The 26,164-nt window shown below is 69.2% G+C and carries 22 protein-coding genes and 2 pseudogenes; 12 read left to right on the top strand and 12 right to left on the bottom strand.

The window, feature by feature from the left end; all coding sequences use genetic code 11:
* Nucleotides 1-124: 124 nt before the first annotated feature.
* A complete protein-coding gene (locus AB0E02_RS17840; protein WP_362140271.1) occupies nucleotides 125-1,465 on the top strand; it encodes a DUF2786 domain-containing protein in 1,341 nt (446 codons plus the stop codon).
* Between the two features lie 121 nt (nucleotides 1,466-1,586).
* Here AB0E02_RS17840 and AB0E02_RS17835 read toward each other — a convergent pair whose 3' ends face one another.
* Together AB0E02_RS17835 and AB0E02_RS17830 are read right to left on the bottom strand one after the other, a co-directional pair.
* Nucleotides 1,587-2,495: a phosphorothioated DNA-binding restriction endonuclease gene (locus tag AB0E02_RS17835; protein ID WP_362140269.1), complete on the bottom strand. Its 909-nt coding sequence runs from the start codon at nucleotides 2,493-2,495 to the stop codon at nucleotides 1,587-1,589.
* A gap of 77 nt (nucleotides 2,496-2,572) precedes the next feature.
* Nucleotides 2,573-3,310 (bottom strand): SDR family oxidoreductase, encoded by a 738-nt coding sequence (locus tag AB0E02_RS17830; protein WP_362140364.1) that lies wholly within the window; start codon nucleotides 3,308-3,310, stop codon nucleotides 2,573-2,575.
* A 304-nt stretch (nucleotides 3,311-3,614) separates the two neighbouring features.
* Between AB0E02_RS17830 and AB0E02_RS17825 the strand changes: the two genes are divergently transcribed.
* From AB0E02_RS17825 to AB0E02_RS17815, 3 genes are all read left to right on the top strand, one after another.
* A complete protein-coding gene (locus AB0E02_RS17825) occupies nucleotides 3,615-4,421 on the top strand; it encodes a helix-turn-helix transcriptional regulator (protein WP_362140266.1) in 807 nt (268 codons plus the stop codon).
* 1,135 nt (nucleotides 4,422-5,556) lie between these two features.
* Nucleotides 5,557-6,354: a DUF4145 domain-containing protein gene (locus AB0E02_RS17820; RefSeq protein ID WP_362140263.1), complete on the top strand. Its 798-nt coding sequence runs from the start codon at nucleotides 5,557-5,559 to the stop codon at nucleotides 6,352-6,354.
* A 314-nt stretch (nucleotides 6,355-6,668) separates the two neighbouring features.
* Nucleotides 6,669-7,058, top strand: coding sequence for a hypothetical protein (locus tag AB0E02_RS17815; protein WP_362140261.1), 390 nt, complete (start codon nucleotides 6,669-6,671; stop codon nucleotides 7,056-7,058).
* Nucleotides 7,059-7,065: 7 nt separating this feature from the next.
* Here the strand turns inward: AB0E02_RS17815 and AB0E02_RS17810 are convergent, their stop codons facing one another.
* The gene (locus tag AB0E02_RS17810; RefSeq protein WP_362140258.1) at nucleotides 7,066-10,368 is read right to left on the bottom strand and encodes a type ISP restriction/modification enzyme; all 3,303 of its coding nucleotides are present in this window, start codon (nucleotides 10,366-10,368) and stop codon (nucleotides 7,066-7,068) included.
* Between the two features lie 1,991 nt (nucleotides 10,369-12,359).
* Between AB0E02_RS17810 and AB0E02_RS17805 the strand changes: the two are divergent.
* A pseudogene (locus tag AB0E02_RS17805) lies at nucleotides 12,360-13,099 on the top strand (helix-turn-helix transcriptional regulator).
* Nucleotides 13,100-13,102: 3 nt separating this feature from the next.
* Nucleotides 13,103-13,573, top strand: a complete 471-nt coding sequence (locus tag AB0E02_RS17800) for an NUDIX domain-containing protein (RefSeq protein ID WP_362140361.1) — start codon at nucleotides 13,103-13,105, stop codon at nucleotides 13,571-13,573.
* Nucleotides 13,574-13,582: 9 nt separating this feature from the next.
* Here the strand turns inward: AB0E02_RS17800 and AB0E02_RS17795 are convergent.
* The 4 genes and pseudogenes from AB0E02_RS17795 to AB0E02_RS17780 form a co-directional block, all read right to left on the bottom strand.
* Nucleotides 13,583-13,678: pseudogene (locus tag AB0E02_RS17795) on the bottom strand (peptide-methionine (S)-S-oxide reductase); the annotation flags it as partial.
* Nucleotides 13,679-13,685: 7 nt separating this feature from the next.
* Nucleotides 13,686-14,324: a hypothetical protein gene (locus AB0E02_RS17790; protein WP_362140256.1), complete on the bottom strand. Its 639-nt coding sequence runs from the start codon at nucleotides 14,322-14,324 to the stop codon at nucleotides 13,686-13,688.
* Nucleotides 14,325-14,360: 36 nt separating this feature from the next.
* Nucleotides 14,361-15,035, bottom strand: a complete 675-nt coding sequence (gene msrA / locus AB0E02_RS17785) for a peptide-methionine (S)-S-oxide reductase MsrA (RefSeq protein ID WP_362140253.1) — start codon at nucleotides 15,033-15,035, stop codon at nucleotides 14,361-14,363.
* Between the two features lie 259 nt (nucleotides 15,036-15,294).
* Nucleotides 15,295-16,425, bottom strand: coding sequence for a hypothetical protein (locus AB0E02_RS17780; RefSeq protein ID WP_362140250.1), 1,131 nt, complete (start codon nucleotides 16,423-16,425; stop codon nucleotides 15,295-15,297).
* Between the two features lie 192 nt (nucleotides 16,426-16,617).
* Here AB0E02_RS17780 and AB0E02_RS17775 point away from each other — a divergent pair, with 192 nt between their 5' ends.
* Nucleotides 16,618-17,778 carry a cystathionine gamma-synthase gene (locus AB0E02_RS17775; protein WP_362140247.1) on the top strand — a complete coding sequence of 387 codons (1,161 nt, stop codon included), beginning with the start codon at nucleotides 16,618-16,620 and terminating at the stop codon, nucleotides 17,776-17,778.
* 81 nt (nucleotides 17,779-17,859) lie between these two features.
* Here the strand turns inward: AB0E02_RS17775 and AB0E02_RS17770 are convergent, their stop codons facing one another.
* The 3 genes from AB0E02_RS17770 to AB0E02_RS17760 form a co-directional block, all read right to left on the bottom strand.
* Complete coding sequence (locus tag AB0E02_RS17770; protein ID WP_362140244.1) at nucleotides 17,860-18,144, bottom strand: hypothetical protein; 285 nt, start codon at nucleotides 18,142-18,144, stop codon at nucleotides 17,860-17,862.
* The gene (locus AB0E02_RS17765; RefSeq protein WP_362140241.1) at nucleotides 18,141-18,695 is read right to left on the bottom strand and encodes a sigma factor-like helix-turn-helix DNA-binding protein; all 555 of its coding nucleotides are present in this window, start codon (nucleotides 18,693-18,695) and stop codon (nucleotides 18,141-18,143) included. The genes AB0E02_RS17770 and AB0E02_RS17765 overlap by 4 nt, the downstream gene beginning before the upstream one ends.
* A 152-nt stretch (nucleotides 18,696-18,847) precedes the next feature.
* Entirely contained in the window at nucleotides 18,848-19,348 is a 501-nt protein-coding gene (locus tag AB0E02_RS17760; RefSeq protein ID WP_030414706.1) for a MarR family transcriptional regulator, read from the bottom strand.
* Between the two features lie 356 nt (nucleotides 19,349-19,704).
* Here AB0E02_RS17760 and ilvA point away from each other — a divergent pair, with 356 nt between their 5' ends.
* The 3 genes from ilvA (at nucleotide 19,705) to AB0E02_RS17745 (ending at nucleotide 23,055) form a co-directional block, all read left to right on the top strand.
* Nucleotides 19,705-20,868, top strand: coding sequence for a threonine ammonia-lyase (gene ilvA, locus AB0E02_RS17755; protein WP_362140358.1), 1,164 nt, complete (start codon nucleotides 19,705-19,707; stop codon nucleotides 20,866-20,868).
* A gap of 226 nt (nucleotides 20,869-21,094) precedes the next feature.
* Nucleotides 21,095-22,171 carry an ATP-binding cassette domain-containing protein gene (locus AB0E02_RS17750; RefSeq protein WP_362140238.1) on the top strand — a complete coding sequence of 359 codons (1,077 nt, stop codon included), beginning with the start codon at nucleotides 21,095-21,097 and terminating at the stop codon, nucleotides 22,169-22,171.
* Complete coding sequence (locus tag AB0E02_RS17745; RefSeq protein WP_362140235.1) at nucleotides 22,168-23,055, top strand: ABC transporter permease; 888 nt, start codon at nucleotides 22,168-22,170, stop codon at nucleotides 23,053-23,055. The genes AB0E02_RS17750 and AB0E02_RS17745 overlap by 4 nt, the downstream gene beginning before the upstream one ends.
* Before the next feature lie 185 nt (nucleotides 23,056-23,240).
* Here the strand turns inward: AB0E02_RS17745 and greA are convergent, their stop codons facing one another.
* Both greA and AB0E02_RS17735 read right to left on the bottom strand, forming a co-directional pair.
* Complete coding sequence (gene greA, locus AB0E02_RS17740; protein WP_030800956.1) at nucleotides 23,241-23,738, bottom strand: transcription elongation factor GreA; 498 nt, start codon at nucleotides 23,736-23,738, stop codon at nucleotides 23,241-23,243.
* 366 nt (nucleotides 23,739-24,104) lie between these two features.
* A complete protein-coding gene (locus tag AB0E02_RS17735; protein ID WP_362140231.1) occupies nucleotides 24,105-24,530 on the bottom strand; it encodes a DUF4307 domain-containing protein in 426 nt (141 codons plus the stop codon).
* A 137-nt stretch (nucleotides 24,531-24,667) separates the two neighbouring features.
* Between AB0E02_RS17735 and mca the strand changes: the two genes are divergently transcribed.
* Together mca and AB0E02_RS17725 are read left to right on the top strand one after the other, a co-directional pair.
* Nucleotides 24,668-25,540 carry a mycothiol conjugate amidase Mca gene (gene mca, locus AB0E02_RS17730; RefSeq protein WP_362140228.1) on the top strand — a complete coding sequence of 291 codons (873 nt, stop codon included), beginning with the start codon at nucleotides 24,668-24,670 and terminating at the stop codon, nucleotides 25,538-25,540.
* 4 nt (nucleotides 25,541-25,544) lie between these two features.
* The gene (locus AB0E02_RS17725) at nucleotides 25,545-25,796 is read left to right on the top strand and encodes a hypothetical protein (protein WP_201801771.1); all 252 of its coding nucleotides are present in this window, start codon (nucleotides 25,545-25,547) and stop codon (nucleotides 25,794-25,796) included.
* Nucleotides 25,797-26,164: the final 368 nt, after the last annotated feature.

Here is a 26,164-nt window from a genome sequence, read left to right as displayed (position 1 = left end):
CTGCGCGGTGAGGTGACCCGCCACCACTGACCCGCCACCACGGACGCGCCGGTCCGAGCAGGCCGGGCTGTCGCCGCCGGCCGCCGGAGCACGGCCGGGCCCGGCCCGTCCGTAGAGTGAACGGATGAGCGAGCGCGGAAACAGAGGACGCGGCGGGCCCCGGCCCCCGGCGGCCGACGAACTGGTCGCCGAGGTGCTCGGCCGGGTCCGTTACGCGCCCGACGGCACCGCGGCCGAGGACGCCATCGAGGCGGGCGCCTCGGTCCTGGCCGCCGGCGAGTCCGGACCGCCGGCCGGACCGAGGTCTGGCTCGGCGTGCGGCCCGGATTCCGGGCCGGAGACCGTGAGCGCGGCGCTGGTCGCGGCCGCCGTCGCGGCCGTACGGCAGTGCTGGGCGGGCGGCTGGCACCCCGCCGACCTGGAACGCATCGTCCGCCGGGAGGCCGACGGCCCCACCCCCGTCGCGATCGTCGTGGACGCCATCGCCGCCGAGGCCGTCCGGCCGTCCGGGCCCCGCCCCGCCCGCGATCCCCGCTGGCAGGAGCAGCTGCGCCGGCTCGACGCCGATGTCTGGTGGGACGGCGACCGCGGCTACCTGGACGCCCTCGCCCGGCGCGGCCGCACCTCCCGCTTCGAGGCCGCCTACGCCGTCCTGGCGGCGCTGCGCCTGCTCGCCCGGCTGCCCCGCATCACCCCGCTCCCGCCGCCCCCGCCACCGACCGGGCCGGCTGCCGGCTCCCCGTCGGGCACCGCCCGCACCGCCGCCTCCCGGGCGCTCGGCCGGATCCGCGCCCTGCTCGCCAAGGCCGAGGCGACGCCCTACGCCGAGGAGGCCGAGGCGCTCTCCGCCAAGGCCCAGGAGCTGATGGCCCGGCACAGCATCGACGAGGCGCTGCTGGCCGGCGGCCACGGCCCCGCGGGCGGCCCGGCCGGCGGCCCGTCGGCGGTCCGCATCGGCATCGAGGGCCCGTACGAACAGGCCAAGGCGCTGCTCCTGGACGCGGTCGCGGCCGCCAACCGCTGCCAGGCCGTCTGGGCCGCCGAGGCCGGCTTCTCCACGGTCGTCGGCTTCCCGCCGGACCTGGAGGCGGCCGAACTCCTCTACACCTCACTGCTGTTGCAGGCCACCACGGCCATGAACCGCGCCGGCGACGACCACCACGCCCGCGGCCGCGCCCGCCGCACCCGGGACTTCCGCCAGACCTTCCTCGTCGCGTACGCGGACCGCATCCGCGACCGGCTCGCCGCGGCGACCGCGGCCGCCACGGCAGCCGCCACCGTCGAGTCCGCCACCCCCGCCCCGGACCTCCTCCCCGTCCTCGCCGCCCGCGAACTCGCCGTCGAGGAAACCACCGGCGCCCTCTTCCCGGACACCGCCCCGGTCCGCCTCCGCGGCATCCGCGACGAGGCCGGCTGGCACCAGGGCCGCGCGGCAGCGGACCGGGCCCGGCTGAGGGGGGAATGAGGGGAACGCAGGGGGAGTGGGAGGCGGGAGCGCAGGGGTACGGGGAGGTGGGAGCGCAGGGGCAGCGGGAGGAACGCAGGGGCAGTCAGTGGGGGGTGGGAGCGCAGGAGAGTGGGGGCCCTCACACACACTCCGCAACAACGCGCGGCCGACCCCGAAAAACCTGGTCCGTGTGCCACCCGATGTGCTCGCTCGCGACCCGCGCACTGCCACTCTGCGGACCGATCAGCGGCCGCCCCGTGAGGTCCAGCACCTGCCCCTTTGCGGTGTCGCTCCGCCCGACGAACTCCCGGGAGACCGTGATCCGCCGCCCGGAGTCCAGCCCCAGCACCCCCCGGTCGAACAGCTTGTGGTGCAGCGAGCACAGACACAGACAGTTCGCGAGGTCGTCCGGCCCCTGGAAGGCCCACCACCGCACATGGGCCGCCTCCAGCCCGACCGGCACCCGGCCGATCGCCCCGTCGAACCCGCAGAACGCGCAACGGTATTCGTAGGCGATCAGCACCTGCCTGCGCAGATCCTCCGCCCGCCGCCGTCTGGGCCCCGCACCGCCGCCGGGCAGCACCGCCCCACCGCCCGTCTCCGGATCGAGCCCCACGGCGGCGGCGATGTCCCCATGGATCGACGGCGGAAAATGAACGTCCAGCAGCACCTGCGCCAGCCGCCCGAGCAGGGCCGGATCCTCGGACAACGCGGACCGCAACCCGGGCACCAACTGCCCCCGCGCCCCACTCGCCCGCAACACCTGCACCCCGGTCCCCGGACTCCCCGCCCCGCTGTCCGTCCGGACCTCCCAGACCCCGTCACTCACCAGATGATGGAACGGATACGCCGGCGACGTCTGATGCGCCGGCCCGTAATCCGCCAGCAGATCCCGTAGATCCCGCTCCACATCCGAGTACCGCATGGCCCCATCGGGCTGCCGCCGGAACCGCCCCAGCGCGTACAACATCAACAACGGCTTGTGCGGCGCCCGAGCCCCGTTCCGCGACCACTGCCGCAGCTTCCCCACCCGCTCGATCCAGTCCATGACAGCCGACTGTAGGACGCGCCGCGGACCCTCCCTACGCGCCCACGTCCCGCAGCCCCTCCAGCACCCAGGGAGGGTCAGCCCTGCGCGGTGGGCCGCACCACGACCTCGTTCACGTCGACGTCCGCCGGCTGCTCGACGGCGAACGCGATGGCCCGGGCGATCGCGTCGGGCGGGATGGCGAGGCGGTCCCGCATGGCCGTGATCTCGGCCCGCACCCGGCTGTTGGTCGACGCCTCGGCGAAGTCGGTCGCGATGGGGCCGGGCGAGACGGTGGTCACCCGCAGCCCCTCGCCGGCTTCCTGGCGCAGCCCCTCGCAGATCGCCCGGACCGCGAACTTGGTACCGGCGTAGACCGCCATGGTCGGCACGACACGGAACGCGGCCGTGGAGGCGGTGGTGACGAAGTGACCCGTGCCCTGCGCCCGGAAGACCGGCAGCGCGGCGCCGATCCCGTGCAGCACCCCCTTCACATTCACATCGACCATGTGATCCCACTCCTCGACCCGCAGATCGTCGAGCGGCGAAATCGTGCCCACCCCCGCATTGCCGACAAGCACATCGAGCCGCCCGAACCGCTCAACTGCCAGCGCAACCAACCGCTTCAGATCCTCCCGCCGAGTCACATCGGTACGGACCTGCACGGCCGAGCCACCCGCCTCCTCGATCCGCCCCACCAGTTCCGCAAGACGCTCGGACCGACGCGCCCCCAACACGAGCCGCGCCCCCCGCTCGGCGAGCAGCAACGCCGTCGCCTCCCCGATGCCACTGCTGGCCCCCGTGATCGCCACGACTTTCCCCTCGATACCGGACATGGTCTCCTCCTCTGCCGCACGGGCCAGTTGCCCGATCACGTCAGTCTGAAAGGCGTTCACCCTGGTATCCAGACCGCACTTATTCTGGAACCAGCGGTGCCAGTGCCACCCGAGAGGCGAACGACGCCACGCGATGGCGAAATGCGCGACCCGAGAGGCGACCGTCACCGAGAGACGCCCATAACCGAGAGATATCGGTCACCGAGAGGCGCCCTTAACCGACAGGTATCGGTCACCGAGAGGTATCGGTCCCCGACAGACATCCCTCACCGAGAGGTGTCCGTAACCCGGAGGTGCCACACGCATGTCACAACAGCAGCCGGACCAACTGCGCCGCCAACTAGGCGAGTTCCTGCGCAGCCGCAGGGAGCGCCTCACCCCCGACGAGGTCGGCCTGCCCCGGACCGGCCGCCGCCGGACGCCGGGGCTCCGCCGTGAGGAACTCGCCCTGCTCGCCGGAATCAGCGCCACCTGGTACACGTACCTGGAGCAAGGCCGCAAGATCCGCGCCTCCGAGCAGGTGCTGAACGCCCTCGTCTCAGCACTACGGCTCGACCGTCACGAGCGCGATCACCTCTTCCAACTCGCCGGCCACGCCCCCCTACCCGAGGCCGAAGAACCCGAGCCGCTCCCCGCCGAGGCGGCAGCCGTCCCCCTCCTCCTCCAGCCCCACCCGGCGTACGTCATCGCCGGCAACTACGACGTACTCAGCCACAACCAGGCAGCCGCCCAGCTCTTCCCCCACCTCACCACCGAGGCGAACCGCCCGCCGAACCTGGTCCGCTGGGTCTTCCTCGAACCCGCGGCCCGCGAGGTCCTGGTCGACTGGGAACCCGAGGCCCGCGCCCTCCTCGCCCGCCTCCGCACCCTCTCCACCCGCCACCCGGACGACCCGCGCTACACCCACCTGATCGACGAACTCCACACCCACAGCCCCGAAGCCCGCACCTGGTGGCCCCACTACGAGCTACAACCCCGCCACAGCGGCCACAAACGCCTACACCACCCCACCCACGGACCGGTCAACTACCGCTACACCGCCTTCCACCTGGCAGAACAGCCGGAACACACCCTCGTGATCTATTTCCCCGAAACCCCAACGACCGTTTGACGGCGGGAACGTATGCCGCCCATGAGGTACGTCTGCGGCCGACGCCGACGGCTTCGCCACCGCGCGGTTTTGGTGACCGCCTTCGCACGCCAGTCAACTTCAAGCGCCACAATCTACTTGCTGTCTGTTGCCTCCGGAGCCGGACCGACTCCAACGGGGTAGCTGCCCCCCGGTCCCTGCGGCCTGTGCCGTCGGGTGGCCCACTGCGGAGCCGGCCTTGGCTTGATTGACGGCCTGATTGGAAGCATTGATCACCAGGGCGGGCAGGATGATGATTACCGCCGGACTTGATGCTTCATTGATCCGCGGAGGTGCTGGCCATTTCTTGGATTTGAAGCCCACTCGGTCGTGGTTCCTGTAAAACCGCCTGCGATCCCAAGGCGCCAACGTGAGCTGCATGACAAAATTCCCCCTACTCGGAGTCCGTATCCGGGCATAAGTTGAAGCTCCCTGGCACCGCTGGCCAACCACCTGGCGCGTCTTGGTCGACCACCGTCTATCGCTGCGCGGCGTTGGTCGGCGGCTTTGTGCTGATCTACTTCGTTCGCTGATCAATTGGTATGAATGCCTCGGTTTGCGCGTACAGTTGGTGAACCGGCGTCCGCGCGCCCCGGCCCCTCATCCGCCGGCCCTGACCGCGCCGACGTCGGGCGCATGCACTCGCCGCCAGGGGTCCGCATCTCCATCCTGTGTCACCGCTGTTGACGGATGCGACAGCCATTAGGATGCGGATGGCGTTGTTGCGGCAACTGTCGATTCGCCCTCTGACTGGAATCTCGCAGGTCACGGAACGGAAGGACCACAGAGGTCAAGCAAGCGCGAGCGCACAGGCCTACGGTTCTGCGGCCTCTGAAGCAGGAGCGACCGCCGTTGGGCAGGACCCGTCCCCAGTTCGTCCGGATAGGGCACTTGGCTTGCCCCCCGTCCCGGCGAATCTGTCAGACCATACGGTCCGGTCAGCATTCCGCAGAATGCGGAGGCCTTTGTCGCGGCTCCCAACTGAATGGAGCTAGCGGTGATTTGAACTTAAAGGCGGCGCAGAACCTGCGCCTCCACCCGCCCGCCAAGCGTACGGCCGTATGCGTGCACGAGGAAAAGATGGAAGAGGGATGGCGCCAACGGCGCCCAGCGGTGCATGCGGTTGGGGGGCGCCGTCGCCGACTGCGGGTCCGTTGTGGCCTGCGCGGGGAGCTCCCATCCCGTCCACCGTCGACCCAGGCAGAGCCGAGCAGACGCGGCCCATGGCGGCCAGGTCGTTCGTACAGTGGCGCGCTCCACCTGGACGCCATGGACCACGCCCGCTCCACGGTGTGTGGGTCGACGACGGACGGGATGGGAGCTGAGGTGGGTGGTGGTTGAGCAGGTTCTGCAAGAGCTCGTTGTATCGCGTTCGTCTAATGGCTGTGCGCCACAGCTTCAGTGTTCCGAGAAGCTGCGCGACGAGTGTGAAGAAGCTCGCCGTTGCTTCACCAGCAAGGCATTCACCGCTACGGCTGCCATGGTCCGACGGGTCCTCGAAGGTCTCTGCTTAGACCAAGCAGCGACCACGAAGCCACTGGTAAACGCGCTCAAGCAACTCGCGGCCGACGAGAAGCTTGATGGTCGCTTGTTTGAGTGGGCCCAGGAGCTGCGAGGGCTAAGTAACCACGTAGCACACCACACCGGCATACCGGTACAGAGGCAGGATGCACATGATCCTCTGCTGCTCACAGAAGCAATCTTGAACTGCGTATACGCCCTCCCCATGCAGTTCGAGGCGTTCCGGCGGCGCAGGGCAGGTGAACCGCCCGTGCTTCCGCCGCCCCTCGCAGGCATCTGGGTACAGCAAGCTCCGCCGGCTGCGGGGGTGTTCCCCAGCGATGGGCCGAGCATCTGCACCACAGGTGCACCAGACACCGCGGGGAACCACGGTGAATGCAGTCGGGCCCGATGAGACGGCTCTACAGCCATCCGCCGAGGTGAGCGCCCGAACGGACCCCAGATGAACACAGCTTCCCAAGCTGAGGGCCTCGGCCGTCGCCACGGGCCGGCCGGAGCCGCTTCTCTAGTCGACGACATACCCCGATAGCGTGGCTGAGGCCCGTGGGGGGGTGCAGCGAGGCACACACGCGCGTGGTCGGCCGACGCACCCGCCGTCGTGGCTGACTGTCGTCGGGTCCGGGAATAATGGTCTGATTCAGGTGGAAGTTGGGTCGAGCTCGGTCCCGATGCACGGGACTGGCCCCCTGTGCTGCTAGACATGCAACCGTGTACTCAGCTCTCTCCCCTTCGCAGCTTCAGCTTTTGCAACACCTCATGCTCGCCGAGGTTCCACACCCCGATACGGATCCCGTCTCGGTGGCGGTCCGAGACCTCGAAGAGGCATCGATCGCCGACGACGTGCGAACTCTCAGCTGGATGGGACTGTTGGAGGTCAGAGGGGAGCGCCTGGCCATCACGCCGCGCGGAAGGGCAGTGCACTTCGAAGCCGAGTGTGCCGTTCTCTCGACGCGCCTAGCAGAGGTGAGCGTCTTCGCCGATGACCTCCAGCGACGCGCACCCTCACTTAGTGCAGAACTGCACGCGCTCCGCCAGCTCACCAACGGGGCATGGAGCCTGACGGAGGCGCTGGCGTACGTGGAGCGTTGGGCGCACTGACCAGGCCCTACACTTCCTCGCCAGCCTCCGCTGGGAGCACGACTCGGCGGTGGGGTTTGCGGGCCTTGTCGGGGACCGGCAGGATACCGATCCTCTCAAGGTCAACTGTAGTAATCGTGGGAGCGGCGAGGACGCGATCCAGCAGGTCCTGCTGGGCGGGCGCGAGGTCAACAAGTCGGCGCAGCACGGAGAGCAGTTCCATGAGCTCCCGCGACCAGTCGGCTGGCCAAGACTCGACATGCAAGTCGTCCAAGGGGCTGGTCTTGCGGCTGTTCGGGTTGGCCTTTCGATAGCCGAACCATTTCTTAACGATCTGCATGCCGCCGACGTCGTAGTGCCACACTTCGGCGGGAACAGGACTGACATGCCCGCCGCCCAAGTGCAGGGTGCCGGTCATCTCGGCGTACCGGATTTCGGCGGGGACTTCCGCCCCTATGTGCTGGTCGTAACGAAGCCGGCGCGCATCCCCTAGCGGAAAAAGGACATCGCCGGCCGGTCGGCCATCTACCGGATCGGCATAGCGCTCCCCGTACGTCGAGGCCCACAAGAGACGCTTGCCCAGTTGCACCGCTTCGTGCCACAGGGCGGAATCGCGGGTGAGCGGCAGCCGCACGCCTGGGGTGAGGAGCTCCTCGGTGAACCGCTTAGTGAATCCGGCGTGCCCGGCGACAGCCGCCGCATATGCAGCCAGATCGTGCACCGTGACGTCGTCGATGCCAAGTTCGGCGGCGAGGTACGCGAGAAGGCGCGGATGCACGTTGGGAGTGCCGTCTGGATGGAGGATCGGCATGATCTTGCCACCGCGGCCGTTGAAATGGTGGGTATCGGGGAGCAGGGAGGTGGCGACGATCGCTGGCCCGGTTTCGATCTCGTGCGAGGACTGCTGGTTCAGGAAGAGCTGATCTGGCTGCATGGCTTCCCACAACGCCGGCCGGGCGAAGTCGATGACACGGCTATCGGAGACCAGCCACTGCCGGTCGAAGCTCCGCATGGCGATGCGTACCAGGTCAGGCGCCAGATTCGTTTCGACTGCGAGTTCATGGGTGTGCTCGGGCTGCCCGGGCAGAGGATTTCTACTGTTGTACAGCGAACGGTCCCGGGTCTCTTTGAGCAGCTCCGCCTTCTTGGCCAGATCGTTCTCGTGGATCAAACGCGCCCAGCGCTTCTCAAGCACCTGCCTGCTGGGGCCGTTGACCCAGGAGCGGTTGGCCGTGATGCCCAGACTCCCCCAGCGGAAGAGATCGTCGAGAGCGGGGTAATCCTCCCATCCCGTCTCAGTGGCCGGGCGGAAGGGGCGGATGGCATCCGAGTGCGTGTCCTGCCATCCGTCGTCGTCCAGCCGGATCTCCTTGAGCTGGCGGTACTTGACGCCTCGCTTGCCGTGGACGGCGCGGTAATGGACGCGGGCGGGCCGCTCGGGGTCGGTGTCTTTACTGCGGACGAAGATGCAGATGGCCAGAGGCTGGGCGACACCTGGGAAAATCCGGCTGGCCACATCTGGGCGGTGCCCTTCCGGAGACAGGTCGATAATCCAGCCCTCGTCACAGGTGCGCCGCAGGTAGTCCCGCATGCCACGCCCGCCAGGCCCAGTGGTGAACCCCGACGGCGTGATGAAGCAGACGACTCCCTGCTGATCCTGCGGATGGGCGTCAAAGACCTTCCAGGTCGCCCAGCGCCAGAAGTAGACGTAGAGATTCTTCAGCACGTGCTCATAGCGGCCGTTACCAGGCCACTTGAAGGCATCGATGGGAGCCACACCCTGCGCGGGTGTGCCCTTCTCGACCCAGCCGCCGCGCCCCTTGGCCTTGTCGTCGTAGGGCGGGTTGCCGATTGCAACGGTGACCGGCGTGCTGGCCTTCACCTGGTTCGCCCGTTTACGAGACTCCGAGATCACTCCGTACGTCGAGGCGAGGGTTTCCTCGGCCAGATACGGGTCGTCCAACGTATCGGTGACGAAAAGCTTCATCCCATCCGGCGGTGCGACCGCGTGATGCCGCTTAAGCAGATCCGAGGTCCGCAGCTCGGCGACAGCGAAGGGCCCCATCTGCAGCTCGAAACCGATCAGGCGCTTCGCCAGATCACCTATCGCATCCGGCGTTGCTCCGGGGCCGATGTTTTCCGCCGCCCAGGCGGCGACATGTTCAATGACCGCGTGAAGGTACGTGCCTGTTCCCATAGCTGGATCGACGATGCGCACGCTCTCGTCCGCATATCCGTCCGATCGGCCCAGGCGTGTACGCAGCACATCCTCGGTGAGACGCACCATTTCCTCGACCACTTCGCGTGGGGTGTAATACGAGCCGCTCTTCTGCCGTAGCTTCTCGTCGTACACCTCCAGGAACGACTCGTATAGGTGCAGATATGCATCCCGCCGGCCCTTACGAATCGCCGCCCAGTCAACTGCGTCAATCACCTGAATGAGCAGATCGAGGCTGACCTCGAAGCTCACCGTGATGTTGTCGGTGAGGAGCTGAAGAGCCTTGCCCATCAAGGCATGTCCGGCATCCAGCCGCCGCCCGACCTCATGCAGCCCCACCCCCTTCAAGGAGATGTCCTCGGTGCGCGCCAGCAATAGCGCGAAAGTCACTGCCTGGGCGTAGCCGTCGGCGAAGGTGGCGTCATCGGCCGTCGGAAAGAGCAGCCTGCGCCAGTCGTTCTTCAGCCCTGTGAAGCGCAACTCCTCAGGACGCGCGCCCTCCGCCGCATACCTGCCCTCGAACTCCAATTGCTCCAGGACCGCTGCGCGCAACAGGCGGCACAGCGGCGCTGTGCGCCGAACCAGAGCCGATGCATGGCGGATTGGCTCGGGAATCCAATGCAGGAAGGTCCTCAGGAGACTGTTGAACGCTGCAGGCTCACGAGCGGATAGCGACCGTCCTGCACTGGCCAAATCGCCCTCGAAGACGACTGGAGTGCCGATCTGCTCTCCGGTGCGAAAAAGTCGCCACTCCGTGCCGTTGGTGTAGAGCACGTTCGGCAGGTCACGCAGTCGCTCCCACTGCTTCTTGTTGCGCCCCGTGAACTTTTCCGGATCAACAGAGTGTCCGGGACGCTTGACTTCGATGTAACCGACGATGTCGCCGTGTACCTCGACTGCATAGTCGGGGCGCACACCCACATCACGCAGAGGAGTTTCGGAGTGCCACAGAACGCCGTCCAAGGCCTCGTGACTGCCCACAGCCTCCAGGAGCTTCTGCATCGGCGGGCGGATAGACGCCTCGGGGTCGCCCGGTCCGTTCACCATGTCCTTGCACGACGCGCCGAAGGTCGAGATGGCCTCCGAGAGCCAGCCGAACTGCTCCTGCGTCACTGCTGCACCCCCCACGCACTGCCGATCACGACTTGAGGGTATGTCAGGTAGGCAAGAAGATCCAGACGAAGTCTGAGCACAGCCTACGGAGTTGGGGGGCGAGCGTGGAGTATGGCTCGGGTCGACGCTCCGCGTAGGCGTAGAGGATTAGACGAGGTGGCGCCAGAACGTAACCGTTGCTCTTGGGTCCCAGCTCTCGTCGACGTCGCCCGCGCCTCATCCAAACTGGTGCTGTGCAGCTAGGGCAGGGGCTCAGCCTGCTGTCCACAGACTGCACAACGCTCCGCAAGCTTACGGGGCCGTGATCACTAACGCCAAAGCAACCACGGACGTCCGTCGTTGCCCACCAGGAGCCGTTCGGCAGTTCCTGCTCCATGCCACGCCCCCACCTGGATCCTGTGCAGCAGCCGGATACAGCGATCACAGCCAGCGGCGGGCCTACTCCGTAGTGTCCCTTTGAAACCCCCGACCGGGCGGGCTCACGGAGGGATCCTCGAACGACCACACTCGACCCGTTAGGAGCCGTGGACCACTCGTGGACGGATATACGGTACTCATGCGATTGCAGGGCGCTGAACAGGAAGGATGCTGCGAGGTACAAGGGCCCCCGGAGTCGTGTGCGTGTCGAGCACCTTAAATCCTTAGGGGATCGCTCCCGTGCCAGAAGCGTGCCAGATCACTCGGTTAACCGAGGTCAACGAGGTTGCTCAAGGGGCCGATCTCGGCCTGTGGGACAGAGCCGGCAGATGCCGGGCCAGCAGCGGATGTCCCAATCCTCCACCCCAGGCTCACAAAGAAGTGATCGTGACGCCCGACGGGCCCGCGGCGGCGCGCACAGCCCTTTCAGCACCAAAGCTCCGGCCCTTCGCGACCTGAGCGCTCCTTCTCGCGCTGCGTGAGCCAGAGCTAGAGCAGTCTCCACCTTTAGCGACAGCCGGACCACTCCTGAACCATCAGTTGTCGTTGCCGCCGTCGGCCTGATCTCGGTCTTGTCGATGCCTGCCTCATCCATGGCTCCCTTCAGCTCCGCCGCAGCGTCCACCACGCTGCGTTAGCCGGCCACGTAGTCCACGCCGCGTACCCACATCCAGCCGGCTGGTTCCAGAGCCTCGTCGTTGAAGTTCGGGTCCATCGGATCGCGTTGCACAGAACGTCACTCCCAGGAGCAGTAGTTGATTGCCTGGGGATGTCCACCCGCCGGTCAGCAGGCATGACAGCGACCCCAGTACCATCGGCACTGGGGTCCGCGAGGGCTCCGGACCGGACCACCCCGATGCTGTCCAGGCGAGGGGTGGTCCGGTCTCACATGTCTTGGATCGGCCGATTTCAGGAGTGCTGACGACAACGAGCGGCACGACTATCACCGCCCAGAAGGCCACGATCAGCACGCTGAACAGTCGCTGTCTCACAGGCACTCACCGTCCGTTGGCGTCATGCGCCAGAATCGGGTGACGGTCTCGCGGTACCCGCGGTGCGAGGGGTGCTGGCCGGTATGAGAGAAGGCCCAGTCGCGCGCTGTCTCGAATTCTTCCGAGGGCTCTGCTGCGGCGTCGCAGGACATGCACTCCAACTCGTGCACCACCTCGGGGGCCTCCGGAGCGGTCTCCGGCCCCATAGTCCATCTGAGATAGCGAAAGACTGACCTGGTCACAGCCCGCTCCTGCTGTGAGCGTTGAGCTCTGCCACCCGCGAGCTCAGGTCGTCACAGGAGCCGAGCAGGCGTAGATCCTCGGGCCGTGCGTCCCATTCGAGCCCGCCTTGGGGCGGCCGAAGTTGTACGTGCGGCCCCTCAAAATCCATAACTCGGCCGACCCGGCCGCTCCTGGTGTCCAGCGTCAAAGTGCCCACCGCAGGGGCTTTCTTGTCGCTCATGCAAGGAGGATCACGGCGATGCCCAGGACGTAGGAACCTCACCCAAAACCCATTTTGGGACGTCCCGGAGGAGGTAGAACGTCCCTGGCAACGTCCCAACTTCGAGGGAGAGACTGCGGATGCCGAACGAGAGGCTTCGAGCCGCCATGGCAGCCGGCGGGTGGACCCATGCCTCCCTCGCAGCGAGGGCTCAGGTGGACCCCAAGTCCGTAGAGCGGTGGGTCAACTTGGGTCGGACGCCTCGACGAGCGACGGCCCTGCTGGCGGCTGAGACGTTAGGAGAAGACGTGCACGTTGGCCAGCGCTCAGGCAAGCACGCTCTGCCCGCGCCGTAAGCTCCGAGCTGGTCGCTCTGTACAACCAGCGGGCCGATGTCCCCGTGTCCACGTTCACGGACATGCTGGCGGAAGCCCGCGAGAACATCGACGTACTCGTCTACGCGGCGGTCTTCCTGCACGAGGGGTTTCCTCGCTTGAACGATCTGCTCCGTGAGCGCGCCGCCGAAGGGTGCTCCGTACGTATCGCGTTGGGCGATGCGGAGAGCGAGAACGTGCGGCAGCGCGGCGAGGAGGAACGCTTCGGCCACGGCATCGAATCGCGATGCCGGCTCGCCCTCATGCACTATCGGCCGCTCCTTGGGGTACCCGGAATCGAGATCCGGACCCACGGATCCACGCTGTACAACTCCATCTACCGGGCGGACGACCAGCTCCTGGCCAATGCCCATGTCTGGGGCGTAAACGCCTATGCAGCCCCGGTATGGCACCTTCGCCGTAACGGGAATGGTGGAATCTTCGCCACCTACGCCCAGAGCTTTGACGCGGTCTGGAAAACGGCGAAGCCTGTACCCGAGGAGTGAACCCTGTCGCGTACCGAGTACTACGACGATCCCGACGCCCCTGAGCCCAACAGTCTCGTCGTTGCCGCTTCAGCTGTGGTAATCGACGACGAGGGCCGCATCCTCCTCCAGCGGCGGAGGGACAACGCCCTGTGGGCCCTGCCCGGCGGCGGCATGGAGATGACCGACTCCCTTCCCGGCACCGCCGTCCGCGAGGTCAAGGAGGAGACCGGGCTTGATGTGGAGATCACGGGACTGGTGGGGACGTACACCGATCCCCGTCACGTGATCGCCTACACGGACGGGGAGGTGCGGCGGCAGTTCAATGTTTGCTTTACGGCGCGTGTGGTCGGGGGGCAGCTTGCCATCTCGGACGAGTCCACGGAACTGCGGTTCATCCAACCCGACGAGATGAGCGATCTCCCGATGCACCACACGCAGCAGCTCCGTATTCGGCACTTCCTGGAGCATCGGGAACGCCCCTACCTGGGGTGACGTCCCCACTCAGTCCTCGGCCGGAGCCACTCCCACCGGGCAGCTCACGCCCGTCCCCCCGATCCCGCAGTACCCCGTCGGGTTCTTGTCCAAGTACTGCTGGTGGCAGTGCTCAATCGCCAAGAGGGGCCTTCGCGGCGTATGCGAGGAGGTGCGCGAAGTGCAGCCAAGGGAGCAGGAATGTGTTCAGCGGCGCGTAGCCCGGGCGAGTAAGGCTGTTGATGCCATGGATGGTGTCGGCCAATTCGTCTGATGCCGGGCCGTCGAGGTGGCCGAGGGCTCTGAGGTACGAAGAGGCGCAGGTGTCGAGCCGGGTGTGCAGGTTGGCGAGCGCTCGCACCTGGGCGTCGGGGGAGAGCGTCTCGTCGGGGTAGGGGAGGCGTTGGAACGCCGAGTGGCGGTTCGCGACGGCGGCGATCAGCCCCAGTCTGGAAGGCGCTGTTTCACTCGGCCAGTGAGGTCCCCGCAGGCCGGCCGTGTCGGAGGCCCGCGGGGTTCGTCGGCCGGCCGACTTCTCCGCATGACGGCGAGCAGCGAAGTGCGCCACGTTGTCGAGCTGGACTGCTCGGCTCTCTTCCAATGTCTCCAGCGCGCGCAGCAGGGCCGCAGGATCTCTGCGCAGGTCGGGAGCGGGGTACGCGGTCGCGGCCAGATATGCCCAGGTGGCGTTGAAGCCGAGCGGGCAGTAGTGCCTGACGGCACACCTCAGTGCGGTGTGCCGTCGGGGGAGTGGCAACTGCTCGTCGCGCACTCTGCGTGCGTAGGTTCCGAAGCCCATCCGGTGACGTCAGCCGTCGGCCTTCGCCACGCCGACCGGGCAAGAGACCCCCGTCCCCCCGATCCCGCAGTACCCGCCCGGGTTTTTGGCGTCCGAGAGGTACTGCTGGTGGTAAGCCTCCGCCGGGTAGAACGGGCGGGTGTTGTCGGCCGGGAGGATTTCGGTGGTGATGTTGGTGTAGCCGGAGTTGTGGAGGACGGTGCGGTAGGCGTCGCGGGAGGCTTCGGCGGCCTTTTGTTGGGCGGGGGAGTGGGTGTAGATGGCGGAGCGGTACTGGGTGCCGACGTCGTTGCCCTGGCGGAAGCCCTGGGTGGGGTCGTGGGACTCCCAGAAGAGCTTCAGGAGGGACGTGTAGGGGACCACTGCCGGGTCGTAGACGACGCGGACGGCCTCGGTGTGGCCGGTGTGGCCGCTGCAGACCTCTTCGTAGGTCGGGTTCGGGGTGTGGCCGCCCTGGTAGCCGACGAGGGTGGTCCAGACGCCCTCGGTCTGCCAGAACTTCCGCTCGGCGCCCCAGAAGCAGCCCAGGCCGAAGTCGGCGATCTCCAGGCCGTCCGGGTACGGGCCCAGGAGCGGGTTGCCGAGGACGGTGTGCCGCTCGGGGACGGCGAAGGCCGGTTCGGGGCGGCCTTCGAGCGCTTCCTCGGGGGTGGGGAGCTGGGTCTTGAAGCGGGAGAAGAGCATGGGACGGCTCCGGGGTGGGAGGGAACGGGCGGGCGGGCCTTTCTGGACAACGTCACTGCACAACGTCACTGCACAACGTCACTCAATGTCTCTGGACAACGTCGGCCGGCGCGAGCACATTCCTGGCGCCGATGCGTGGCCGTCGGGCCGTTCCTTGGGGCTTGCCCCGCTTACCCGGCTTACGGGCTTACCCGGCTGGGGCGTGCGGGGCTTACGCACTCGCGCGCTTACAGGCGTACGCGCCTACAGGCGTACGCGCTCACGGGCGGTCCTGAGGGAAGCCGGATGACGTGCCGCCCAGTTGTTCCCAGCCGGCGATGGCCAGGGCGCGGTAGGCGGCGTACTCGGCGGCGGGGCTGCGGCCGTACGACCAGGGGACGGCGCCTACGTGGCCGTCGACCAGGCGCAGCTGCTCCATGGCCTCGGCATAGCGTTCGGCGCGGACCAGGAACCAGACCAGCAGGTGCCGGACGTGCGGGGCCATGGGGTGGTCGGCCGGGGCCTCGCGGAGGGCGAAGTGGGCGCCCTCGATGGCGCGCTCGACGACCGCGCTCTGATACAGGCTGCGGACCATGTTGGCCTCGGGCAGGTGCTCGTAGACCGCGAAGAGCGGGAGGGCCGGGAGGAGGGAGCCGGTGGGGGCGCCGGCCGCGGCGCGTTCGGCGAACTCCTCGGCCTCCGTGCGGGAGCCGTGCCACTTCTGGGACCAGTAGGGGAGGGCGGCGAGGTGGGCGCCCATGTGGTGCGGGGCGCGCCGGGCGGCCTCGGACCACAGCTCCTCGTGGTCGGCGGGCCGCTCGTGCAGCCCTCGGGCCACGGCCAGCTCGACGATGTACGGGATCGGGCTGCCCGGTGCCAGCAGGCCCGCCTCCCGGCAGACCGTACGGGCCTCCTCCAGGATCATCCGGAAGTCCTGCGAGCCGGGGTCCCGCAGCGCCTGGACGACCAGGAACTGGGCGTGCGTCTCGGCGCCGCCGGGGTCCTTCGGCGCCTCCGAGCGCCAGGTGCGCAGCCAGATGCCGCCGGTCCGCTGCCCGCCCTGCTGCGCCGGCCCGTCCGCGGCCAGCTCGAACGCGGCCGCGCCGGCCAGCGTCTGCACCCGCTGCCAGCGGCGCTCCCAGTCGTCACCGGTGGACTTCAGCAGCTCGGCCGCCGGCCGCCAGTCGTGCGTACGCCGCACCGCGTCCAGCGCCTCCTCCAGCGCCCGGTCGGGTCCGGGCAGCCGTACGTCGAGCTCCTCCAGCGGGACGAAGCCGTAGCCCGCCATCGGGTCGGAGGCCACCGCGAGCCCCTGCCGGGTCTGCTGGACGGCGCGCCGGCGGCGCATCCAGGGCAGGAAGACGAGGCCGCCCAGCGCGAGCGCGGCGAGGAGAACCAGCAGAGCGTCCATGGGGTGTGTGTCCTGTGTCCTGTACTTGGTGGGTGCGTGGTGATGGCGGGATGGCTGGGGCGGCGGGTGGGGTCGGGCGGGGCTGAGGGGACGTGGCGGGAACCAGTGTGCGACCCCTCGTACGTATCCACTAACAAGCGAAGCAGAAAGTTCCGGGAACGCCGGCCGCGCGGCCGACTACCCTCGGCAGGCATGAGCGATCAGCGCGAACAGCGTCACCAGCATTTCGAAACCCTTGCCATCCACGCAGGTCAGGAACCGGACCCCACGACCGGCGCGGTGGTTCCGCCCATCTACCAGGTATCCACTTACAAGCAGGACGGTGTGGGCGGGCTGCGCGGCGGTTACGAGTACAGCCGCAGCGCCAACCCGACCCGTACCGCCCTGGAGGAAAACCTCGCCGCCCTCGACGGCGGCCGCCGCGGCCTCGCCTTCGCCTCCGGCCTCGCGGCCGAGGACACCCTGCTGCGCACCCTGCTGGTCCCCGGTGACCACATCGTCATCCCCAACGACGCCTATGGCGGAACGTTCCGTCTGATCTCCAAGGTCGTCGAGCGGTGGGGCGTGGAGTGGTCGGTGGCCGACACCTCCGACCCGCAGGCGGTGCGCGAGGCCCTGCGGCCCCGTACGAAGCTGATCTGGGTGGAGACGCCCAGCAACCCGCTCCTCGGGATCAGCGACATCGAGGCGCTGGCCACCGTGGCGCGGGACGCCGGGGTCCGGCTCGTCGTCGACAACACCTTCGCCAGCCCCTACCTGCAGCAGCCGCTCGCCCTCGGCGCGGACGTGGTGGTCTACTCCACGACCAAGTACATGGGCGGCCACTCGGACGTGGTCGGCGGTGCCCTGGTCGTCAACGACGACACCCTCGGTGAGGAACTCGCCTACCACCAGAACGCGATGGGCGCGGTCGCCGGCCCGTTCGACGCGTGGCTGGTGATGCGCGGCATCAAGACCCTCGCCGTACGGATGGACCGGCACAGCTCCAACGCCGACCGGATCGCGGAGCTGCTGACCTCGCACAAGAAGGTGACCCGGGTCTACTACCCGGGCCTCGCCGAGCACCCGGGGCACGAGGTCGCGGCCAAGCAGATGCGGTCGTTCGGCGGCATGGTGTCGTTCCAGGTCGCGGGCGGGGAGCAGGCCGCCATCGAGGTCTGCAACCGGTCGGAGCTGTTCACCCTCGGTGAGTCGCTGGGCGGCGTCGAGTCGCTGATCGAGCACCCGGGGCGGATGACGCACGCGTCGACGGCCGGCTCGCAGCTGGAGGTCCCCAACGACCTCGTACGCCTCTCGGTCGGCATCGAGTCCGGCGAGGACCTGCTGGCCGACCTGGCGCAGGCGCTGGGCTGACGCCCACCGCGTACTGCCTACCGCCCGCGGCCTGCTGCCGTGTGCCCGTCGCCCCCCGTGCCGGTGTGCCGGAGGGGCCCGTCACCACCCCTCGACGGGAGGGGTGGTGCGGGACGGCGGCGGGACCCAGGGCTGGGCCGCGGCCGTCCAGGTCAGCGCCGCCACGACGAGCAGCGCCAACAGCCAGCCGAGGCGGCGCCGCAGCCGGCGGTGCGCACGCAGCCGCCGGCCGCGGGCGAGGGCGCGGGCGGCCAGGTCCGGCGGTACCGGCGGCAGCGGCAGCCCGGCCAGCATCCGCCGGGCCTCGGCCTGCTTGAGGTCGGGGACGCCCGGGTCCGGCACGGCGGCCTCGGGGTAGAGGTTCATGGCGCTTCGCCGTCGCGGGCCCGGGTCGGCGCTTCGCCATCGCGGACCCGGGTTGGCGCTTCGCCGTCGCGGGCCCGGGTCGGCGCTTCGCCGTCACGGACCCGGCGCGCCGGCCGGTGGCTGCGGAACGCGGCGACGGCGTGCAGGTACAGCGCGCGCACCCGCTCGGCGGGCAGGCCGAGTTGGGCCGCAGCCTGTTCCTCGGCCACTCCCTCGTGGAGCCGCAGGACGAGGACCAGGCGCTCCTGTGGGGTCAGCCGGTCCAGCGGTCCGCCGCGCGGCCGGCGGTGCCGCCGGGCGGTGCGGGCGAAACGGTCGGCGAGCTCCCGGCGGGTGCGCTCGTACGGGTCCTCGCCGCGCAGCCGGTCCCAGTCGGCGTACGTCCGGGCCAGCGCCCGGATCAGCAAGTCCTCGGCGGCCGGGGCGGGGTGGGCGGCGGGCTCGCCGGTCAGGAGGGTGGCGGCGTGGAACAGCCGTCCCGCCGCGCCCGCCACGAACGACTCGAACTCCCGGGCGTGGCGGCGCTGCTGCGCCGGCCGCCGCTCTCGCACCGCGCCTCCCGGATGACGGACGCCCGACCCCCTGGGCTCCTATAGCACGGCAGCGCGGCCACCCGGTCAAGAGGCGCGACGACTTACCCGGGCCCGGGCCGCGGCCTCTCTCCGGCCGGGCAGCAGCGTGCCGCCGGCCGGGCCGGCCGGTGTCAGGAGGCCGGCCCCGTAGGCGTCAGGGACGCGGTGATGTCGGAGAGGGAGGCGTTGAAGCGGGTCAGCAGGGTCGTGAACGCCTCGCGCTCCTCGTCGCTCCACTTCTCCGTGACCAGTGCCATCAGCGCACGGCGCGAGGCCCGCACCTCGTCCAGCCGGGCGTGACCGCGCTCGGACAGTTCGAGCACCACGGCGCGGCCGTCCTCCGGGTGGGTGGCCCGGCTGACGAGCCCGGAGTCGACGAGCGGGGCGACCTGCCGGGTGACCGTGGAGGAGTCGATGCCCATGCCGGCAGCCAGGGCCTTGACGCCCATCGGGCCTTCCTGGTCGAGGCGGTTGAGCAGCAGGTAGGCGGCGCGGTCCATGGAATTGCGCGCCTGCCCGACGCCGCCGAGCCGGCTCTGTTCGGCGCGGCGGGCGAAGACGGCCACTTGGTGCTGCAGCGCGTCGAGGAGAGCGGGGTCGGTGTGGGTCGTCATGTCCGAAGAGGTGGGCATGGCCGGGAGCTCGCTTCGATGGAAGTGCGTATGGATGGGAGGACAGCGTACGCGGACCCGGCGCACGGCGTACCTGCGCCGTCCATTCCGATAACGCGCCGTCCCCCTCGTTCGTGCCCGTGGGCGGGCGGGCCCGCGCACGGGCGAACTGCGAGACTGGCGGTATGGCTGCTCATACGCCTCATCCGCCGCGTCCGCCGCACGAGCCCCGCCCGTCGGCCCGTCCCGACGATGCCCGTCGTGCCGACGGCCTGACCGACGCCGGCCTGACCGATGCCGAACTGCCCGATGCCGCCCCGGTCACGAGCCCGCCCACCACCGCGCTCACCATCGAGGACGTCCGGGAAGCACACAAGATGCTCTCGGGCGTCGCACGGGCCACTGCGATGGAGGGCAGCCGCTACCTGTCCGGGCTGGTCGGCGCGCCCGTCCACCTCAAGTGCGAGAACCTCCAGCGCACCGGGTCGTTCAAGATCCGCGGAGCCTACGTACGGATCGCCGGGCTCTCCGCGGAGGAGCGGGCGGCCGGCGTGGTGGCCGCGAGCGCCGGCAACCACGCCCAGGGGGTGGCCCTCGCGGCGTCCCTGCTCGGTGTGCGGTCCACGGTGTTCATGCCGGTCGGCGCCCCGTTGCCGAAGGTCGCGGCGACCCGCGAATACGGTGCCGAGGTGCGGCTGCACGGCCATGTGGTGGACGAGACGCTGGCCGCTGCCGAGGAGTACGCCCGGGAGACCGGCGCGGTCTTCATCCACCCCTTCGACCACCGCGACATCATCGCCGGTCAGGGCACGGTCGGGCTGGAGATCCTGGAACAGTGCCCGGAGGTGCGCACCATCGTCGTCGGCATCGGCGGCGGCGGGCTGGCCGCGGGGATCGCGCTGGCGGTCAAGGCGCTGCGGCCGGACGTGAAGATCGTCGGGGTGCAGGCGGCGGGCGCGGCCTGCTATCCGCCGTCGCTGGCGGCCGGGCACCCTGTGGCGGTCGAGGGGCTGTCGACGATGGCGGACGGCATCAAGGTCGGCCGGCCCGGCGACGTGCCCTTCGGGATCGTCGAGCGGCTGGTGGACGAGGTCCGTACGGTCTCCGAGGACGACCTCTCCAGCGCGCTGCTGCTCTGCCTGGAGCGGGCGAAGCTGGTGGTGGAGCCGGCCGGGGCGAGCCCGGTGGCGGCGCTGCTCGCGGATCCGGGGTCGTTCGAGGGGCCGGTGGTGGCGGTGCTGTCCGGCGGGAACGTCGATCCGCTGCTGATGCAGCGCATCCTGCGGTTCGGCATGGCCGCCGGGGGCCGGTACCTCTCGCTGCGGCTGCGGCTGACGGACCGGCCGGGGGCGCTGGAGACCCTGCTCGGGGTGCTGACGGTGGTCGACGCGAACATCCTCGACGTGGGGCACGTACGGACCGATCCGCGGCTCGGGCTGACCGAGGTCGAGGTGGAACTGCACCTGGAGACCAAGGGCCCGGAGCACTGCAGCGAGGTGCACACGGCGCTCGCGGAGGCGGGTTACGTCGTCCTGGAGTGAGGCGGGCCCGGGCCCCGGCGGGTGGTGCAGGGGTCGGGAACCGATCTGATTATTTGTATCGCGATGTATCGCGTTGGGGAGTAGCATCCCGGGTGCGGGGTGCCAGTGCGCCATGCGCGCCCTGGCGTCCCGTTGCGGACAAACGCCCTGAAGCGGGCGCTGGCCGCCGAACGTAACATTCGACATATTTCGACCTGGAACTCACCCAAGCCATGGGGGTACCCATATGCCAGGCGCCATTTACGCCGAAGGCCTGGTGAAGACCTTCGGCGACGTGAGGGCACTGGACGGCGTCGACCTGGACGTTCCCGAAGGAACCGTCCTCGGCATGCTCGGCCCTAACGGTGCCGGCAAGACCACCGCCGTACGTGTCCTGACGACCCTGCTCCGACCCGACCGCGGCAAGGCGGAGGTTGCCGGGATCGACGTGCTCGCCCATCCCGACAAGGTACGCCGGTCCATCGGCCTCTCGGGCCAATTCGCCGCTGTGGACGAGTACTTGACCGGTCGCGAGAACCTGACGATGGTCGGGCAGCTCTACCAGATGAGCGGCCGGGACGCCAAGCGCCGGGCCGCCGAGCTGCTGGAACGCTTCCACCTCGGCGACGCGGCGGACCGCACCGCCAAGACCTACTCCGGCGGGATGCGCCGACGGCTCGACCTCGCGGCCGCGCTGGTCGTCAGCCCACCGGTGATGTTCATGGACGAGCCGACCACGGGCCTGGACCCGCGCAACCGCCAGGCGCTGTGGGACGTCATCCAGGAGCTCGTCGCGGGCGGCACGACCCTGCTGCTCACCACCCAGTACCTGGAGGAGGCCGACCGCCTCGCGCACGACATCTGCGTCGTCGACCACGGCAAGGTCATCGCCCGCGGCACCTCCGACCAGCTCAAGGCGCGCACCGGCGGCGAGCGCGTCGAGGTCGTGGTGCACGCCCCCGAGCACCTCACCGTCGCCGACGAGGTGCTGCGCGGCTTCGCCAAGGGGGAGGGCACGATCGAGCCGCACATCCGCAAGCTGACGATCCCGGTCGCCGGCGGCGCCAAGCTGCTCGCCGAGGTGATCCGCGAACTGGACGTGCGCGGCGTGGAGATCGACGACATCGGCCTGCGCCGCCCGACGCTCGACGACGTCTTCATCGCGCTGACCGGGCACGCCGCCGAGTCCACGGACGGCGACGGCGACGGCGGTGGCCGTGGCGGCGGCGCGGGCGCCGGTGGCGGCGGTACGGAACGGAGCGGGACCACGGGCGGCAGTCGCCCGGCGAGCGCCGCCGGGCACCGTAAGGAGGGCGTGCGATGACCACGGCGAGTACGGCGAGCACCGCGACCGGAGGCGCCGGCGGTACGCCGCTCGGAGCCCCGCCGTCCCGCGGCGGCATCAGCCGGCTGGTGCGCGACTCCCTGGTCGTGGCCAAGCGGAACCTGATCCGGATGGTGCGGATCCCCGAGGTGGTGATCTTCGGGCTGATCCAGCCGATCATGTTCGTGGTGCTGTTCAGCTATGTGTTCGGCGGCTCCATCAGCATCCCGGGTGCGGGCATCTCCCCCTCCGGATACCGCGAGTTCCTGATGGCCGGGATCTTCGCGCAGACCGTCACGTTCGCCACGGCGGGCGCCGGCGCGGGCATCGCGGACGATATGCACAAGGGGCTCATCGACCGGTTCCGCTCGCTGCCGATGTCCCGGGGCGCGGTGCTCACCGGCCGGACCCTGGCCGACCTCGTCCAGAGCGCGCTGACGCTGGTGGTGCTGGCGGTCGTGGCGCTGCTGATCGGCTGGCGCACCCACGAGAACATCGCCAAGGTGCTGACGGGTTTCGCGCTGCTGCTCCTGCTCGGCTACGCCTTCTCATGGATCGGCGCGCTGATCGGCCTCTCGGTGCGGACGCCGGAGGCGGCCACGTCCGGCGGGCTCATCTGGCTCTTCCCGCTGACGTTCATCTCCAACGCCTTCGTGCCGTCGGAGAACATGCCGTCGTTCCTGCAGACCGTCGCGGACTGGAACCCGTTCAGTGCGACGGTCATGGCCTGCCGCGATCTGTTCGGGAACCTTCCGCCGCACTATCCGGTGCCGGACGCCTGGCCGATGCAGCACCCGGTGGTGGCCTCGGTGATCTGGTCGGTCCTGATCATCGCAGCGTTCCGGACGCTGGCGGTCCGCAAGTACCGCTCGGCGACGGCCTGAGCGGAGCGACGGGCCCGGGGAAGCCCCCCAACCCGGCAGGGCCCTGCCCCGCACACACGGCGAAGCGGCCCGCACACACGGCGAAGCGGCCCGGAGCGCAAGGCTCCGGGCCGCTTCGTTCATTCCGTCTGCGGGCGTCCCGCCGACGCGCCGGAACGGGGCCGGACCGGCCGGCTCGGTCCGGATCAGCCGGTGTACGGCTTGGCGTCGAGGATCTTCACGCTCGCCTTCTTGCCGTTGGGGAGCTCGTACTCCGCGTCGGCGCCGATCTTCTTGCCGTTCACGCCGGTGCCCAGCGGCGACTGCGGGGAGTAGGTCTCGATGTCCGAGCTCGCGTACTCGCGCGAGGCCAGGAGGAACGACAGCGTGTCGTCCGGGTCCCCGTCGAACGCGATGGTGACGACCATGCCGGGAGCGACGACGCCGTTGGCGGCGGGGGCCTCGCCGACCTTCGCGGTCTGCAGCAGCTGGGTGAGCTGCCGGACCCGAAGCTCCTGCTTGCCCTGCTCTTCCTTGGCCGCGTGGTACCCGGCGTTCTCCTTCAGGTCACCTTCCTCGCGGGCCGCCTGGATCTTCTCGGTGATCTCGGCGCGTGCGGGACCAGACAGGTACTCCAGCTCGGCCTTGAGCTGGTCATACGCCTCCTGGGTCAGCCAGGTGACGTTCTCGCTGGTCTGGGTCACAGGTGCTCCTCGTCGGTACTGGGGATAAATCAAACGCCCTACCAGGAAGGTTTGCGCCTTCACGGGTGGGCGAAACCACGAGCCTAACAATTCCGGCACAAAACGGGGAAGAGGAAATTCACAGTGACCGCACAGGAACGCATCATCGCTGATCAGAGGCGGTCACGACACGCCATGCCGGAGTACGGCGCGCGAGGCACCCAAGGGGCGGACGGTGGCGGAGGGTAGCTGCGGCGGTACGGGTGCACCCCGCGCGTGCCTCGGCCCGCCCCTGGACGGGAATGCCCCCTGGAGGTCCGACTTCCCTGGATCTACGGGTCCCCTGGAGCTACGACTCCACGAGGGCGACGATGAGGGTCTATGACTCTACGAGGACGAGGACGAGCCTGCGGACGCGGACGTGCAGCCGACCAGCACCGCATTGGTCGCGCGCTTCGTCGTCCGTAGCGTGACCTCGGTGTCCACCTGGCCTGTGCGCCGGTCGATGGTGACGTCCTTGCGGCCGACCTCGGAACCGTCCGCCGCCTGCGAGCGCAGCGTGCACACGCCCTTGTCGTCGGCGCCCTTGACGACCTCCAGATGAACCTTGACGGCGTGGTCGGACACCGCGCCCCAACTGATCACCCGGCCGCTGAGCTCCTGCCCGGAGATGTACGACACACCTGCCCAGCCGACCACGCCCAGCAGCCCGGCGCCGAGCACCGCACCGATGATCTTGAGCTTGCGGTCCGCGCGCTGATCCGCGGAGCGGCCGTAGCGTCCGTCGGGGAGCCCTTCGCGCACCGCGGCCATCGATCCATCCTCCTGGTACGGGGACCTGGACCCGGCTCGGGAACCCCCGGGGGGTCCCCGCCCCAGGGAATACAGCGCCCCCTCGCTTCGGTCACTATAGGAGGCATCTTCTCCGGCCCTTAACTGAGGATCGAGTCTTGACTGAGCAGCTGCGTTTGATGGCGGTGCACGCCCACCCCGACGACGAGTCGAGCAAGGGTGCGGCCACCATGGCCAAGTACGTGTCCGAGGGGGTGGACGTGCTGGTCGCCACCTGCACAGGCGGTGAGCGAGGCTCCATCCTCAACCCCAAGCTCCAGGGAGACCCGTACATCGAGGAGCACATCCACGAGGTGCGCAAGAAGGAGATGGACGAGGCCCGGGAGATCCTCGGCGTCAAGCAGGAGTGGCTGGGCTTCGTCGACTCCGGGCTGCCCGAGGGCGATCCCCTGCCGCCGCTTCCCGAGGGCTGCTTCGCCCTGCAGGACGTCGACGAGGCGGCCGGGCGGCTGGTCAAGCTGATCCGGGAGTTCAAGCCGCAGGTCATCACGACCTACGACGAGAACGGCGGCTACCCGCACCCGGACCACATCATGACGCACAAGATCACGATGGTGGCCTTCGAAGCGGCCGGCGACCCGGAGAAGTACCCGGAGGCCGGTGAGCCCTGGCAGCCGCAGAAGCTCTACTACAACCAGGGCTTCAACAAGCCGCGCACCATCGCGCTGCACGAGGCGCTGCTGGCCCGCGGCATGGAGTCGCCGTACGGGGAGTGGCTGGAGCGCTGGAAGCAGTTCGAGCGCCGCGAGCGCACGCTGACCACGTACATCCCGTGCGACGAGTTCTTCGAGATCCGCGACAAGGCGCTGATCGCGCACGCCACCCAGATCGACCCCGACGGCGGGTGGTTCCGGGTGCCGATGGACATCCAGCGCGAGGTCTGGCCGACGGAGGAGTACGAGCTCGCGAAGTCGCTCGTGGACACTTCCCTCCCCGAGGACGACCTCTTCGCGGGCATCCGCAACAATTGACCCCATGATGAGCGCGACCAGCACCCTCGCCCTGACGCACTTCGTCACCCTTGCCGACAGCTTCGACAAGGACAAGGTGACCCCCGGCGTCCTCGGCTTCATCGTCTTCGCGGTCATCGGCGGCGCCGTGTGGCTGCTGATGAAGTCCATGAACAAGCAGATGAAGAAGGTCAACTTCGAGGAGCAGCCGGAGGAGGGCGAGGCGGGCACCGCCGCCTCCGCCGCCCCGTCGGCCGCGAAGCCGAAGACCGGCTGAGGACGCCCGAGGACCGGGCGCGGTCGACGGCCGGTCTCCTGGCAGCGACCGGCTGACCGCCCCGGCGGCTCGCCGACCCAAGCGGCCGGCGAGCCGTTGCGTGCGGTGACGGGCTGCCGCGTGGGGCGAAGAGCTGCCGCGTGGGGCGTTGGCTGGTGTGCGGCGTCGGGCTTGTGCGTCCGGCGTCGGGCTGTTGCGTGTGGCGACGGGCTGGTGTGCGCGGCGTCGGGCTGGTGTGCGCGCCCGTCGGGAGTCGGTACGGGCCGGCCCCGGCTTTAGGCGCCGCGGGTGGGTGCTTGCGCGGCTCCTGAAGGCCGGGGCCGGGGCCGGACCTGCCGGGGCCGTGGTGGGCGTGCGCTCCCGGCGGC

This window comes from Streptomyces sp. NPDC048196 (assembly GCF_040652715.1).
In the GTDB taxonomy this organism is placed as follows: Bacteria; Actinomycetota; Actinomycetes; order Streptomycetales; family Streptomycetaceae; genus Streptomyces; species Streptomyces siderophoricus.
This window is presented reverse-complemented; position numbering and strand designations above follow the sequence as displayed.

What these genes read in the sequence shown, in the direction of transcription:
- AB0E02_RS17840 (WP_362140271.1), top strand. Translation starts at nt 125, where the DNA reads ATGAGCGAGCGCGGAAACAGAGGACGCGGCGGGCCCCGGCCCCCGGCG.
- AB0E02_RS17835 (WP_362140269.1), bottom strand. Translation starts at nt 2,495, where the DNA reads ATGGACTGGATCGAGCGGGTGGGGAAGCTGCGGCAGTGGTCGCGGAAC.
- AB0E02_RS17830 (WP_362140364.1), bottom strand. Translation starts at nt 3,310, where the DNA reads ATGTCCGGTATCGAGGGGAAAGTCGTGGCGATCACGGGGGCCAGCAGT.
- AB0E02_RS17825 (WP_362140266.1), top strand. Translation starts at nt 3,615, where the DNA reads ATGTCACAACAGCAGCCGGACCAACTGCGCCGCCAACTAGGCGAGTTC.
- AB0E02_RS17820 (WP_362140263.1), top strand. Translation starts at nt 5,557, where the DNA reads ATGCGGTTGGGGGGCGCCGTCGCCGACTGCGGGTCCGTTGTGGCCTGC.
- msrA (WP_362140253.1), bottom strand. Translation starts at nt 15,035, where the DNA reads ATGCTCTTCTCCCGCTTCAAGACCCAGCTCCCCACCCCCGAGGAAGCG.
- AB0E02_RS17780 (WP_362140250.1), bottom strand. Translation starts at nt 16,425, where the DNA reads ATGGACGCTCTGCTGGTTCTCCTCGCCGCGCTCGCGCTGGGCGGCCTC.
- AB0E02_RS17775 (WP_362140247.1), top strand. Translation starts at nt 16,618, where the DNA reads ATGAGCGATCAGCGCGAACAGCGTCACCAGCATTTCGAAACCCTTGCC.
- AB0E02_RS17770 (WP_362140244.1), bottom strand. Translation starts at nt 18,144, where the DNA reads ATGAACCTCTACCCCGAGGCCGCCGTGCCGGACCCGGGCGTCCCCGAC.
- AB0E02_RS17760 (WP_030414706.1), bottom strand. Translation starts at nt 19,348, where the DNA reads ATGCCCACCTCTTCGGACATGACGACCCACACCGACCCCGCTCTCCTC.
- ilvA (WP_362140358.1), top strand. Translation starts at nt 19,705, where the DNA reads ATGCTCTCGGGCGTCGCACGGGCCACTGCGATGGAGGGCAGCCGCTAC.
- AB0E02_RS17750 (WP_362140238.1), top strand. Translation starts at nt 21,095, where the DNA reads ATGCCAGGCGCCATTTACGCCGAAGGCCTGGTGAAGACCTTCGGCGAC.
- AB0E02_RS17745 (WP_362140235.1), top strand. Translation starts at nt 22,168, where the DNA reads ATGACCACGGCGAGTACGGCGAGCACCGCGACCGGAGGCGCCGGCGGT.
- AB0E02_RS17735 (WP_362140231.1), bottom strand. Translation starts at nt 24,530, where the DNA reads ATGGCCGCGGTGCGCGAAGGGCTCCCCGACGGACGCTACGGCCGCTCC.
- AB0E02_RS17725 (WP_201801771.1), top strand. Translation starts at nt 25,545, where the DNA reads ATGATGAGCGCGACCAGCACCCTCGCCCTGACGCACTTCGTCACCCTT.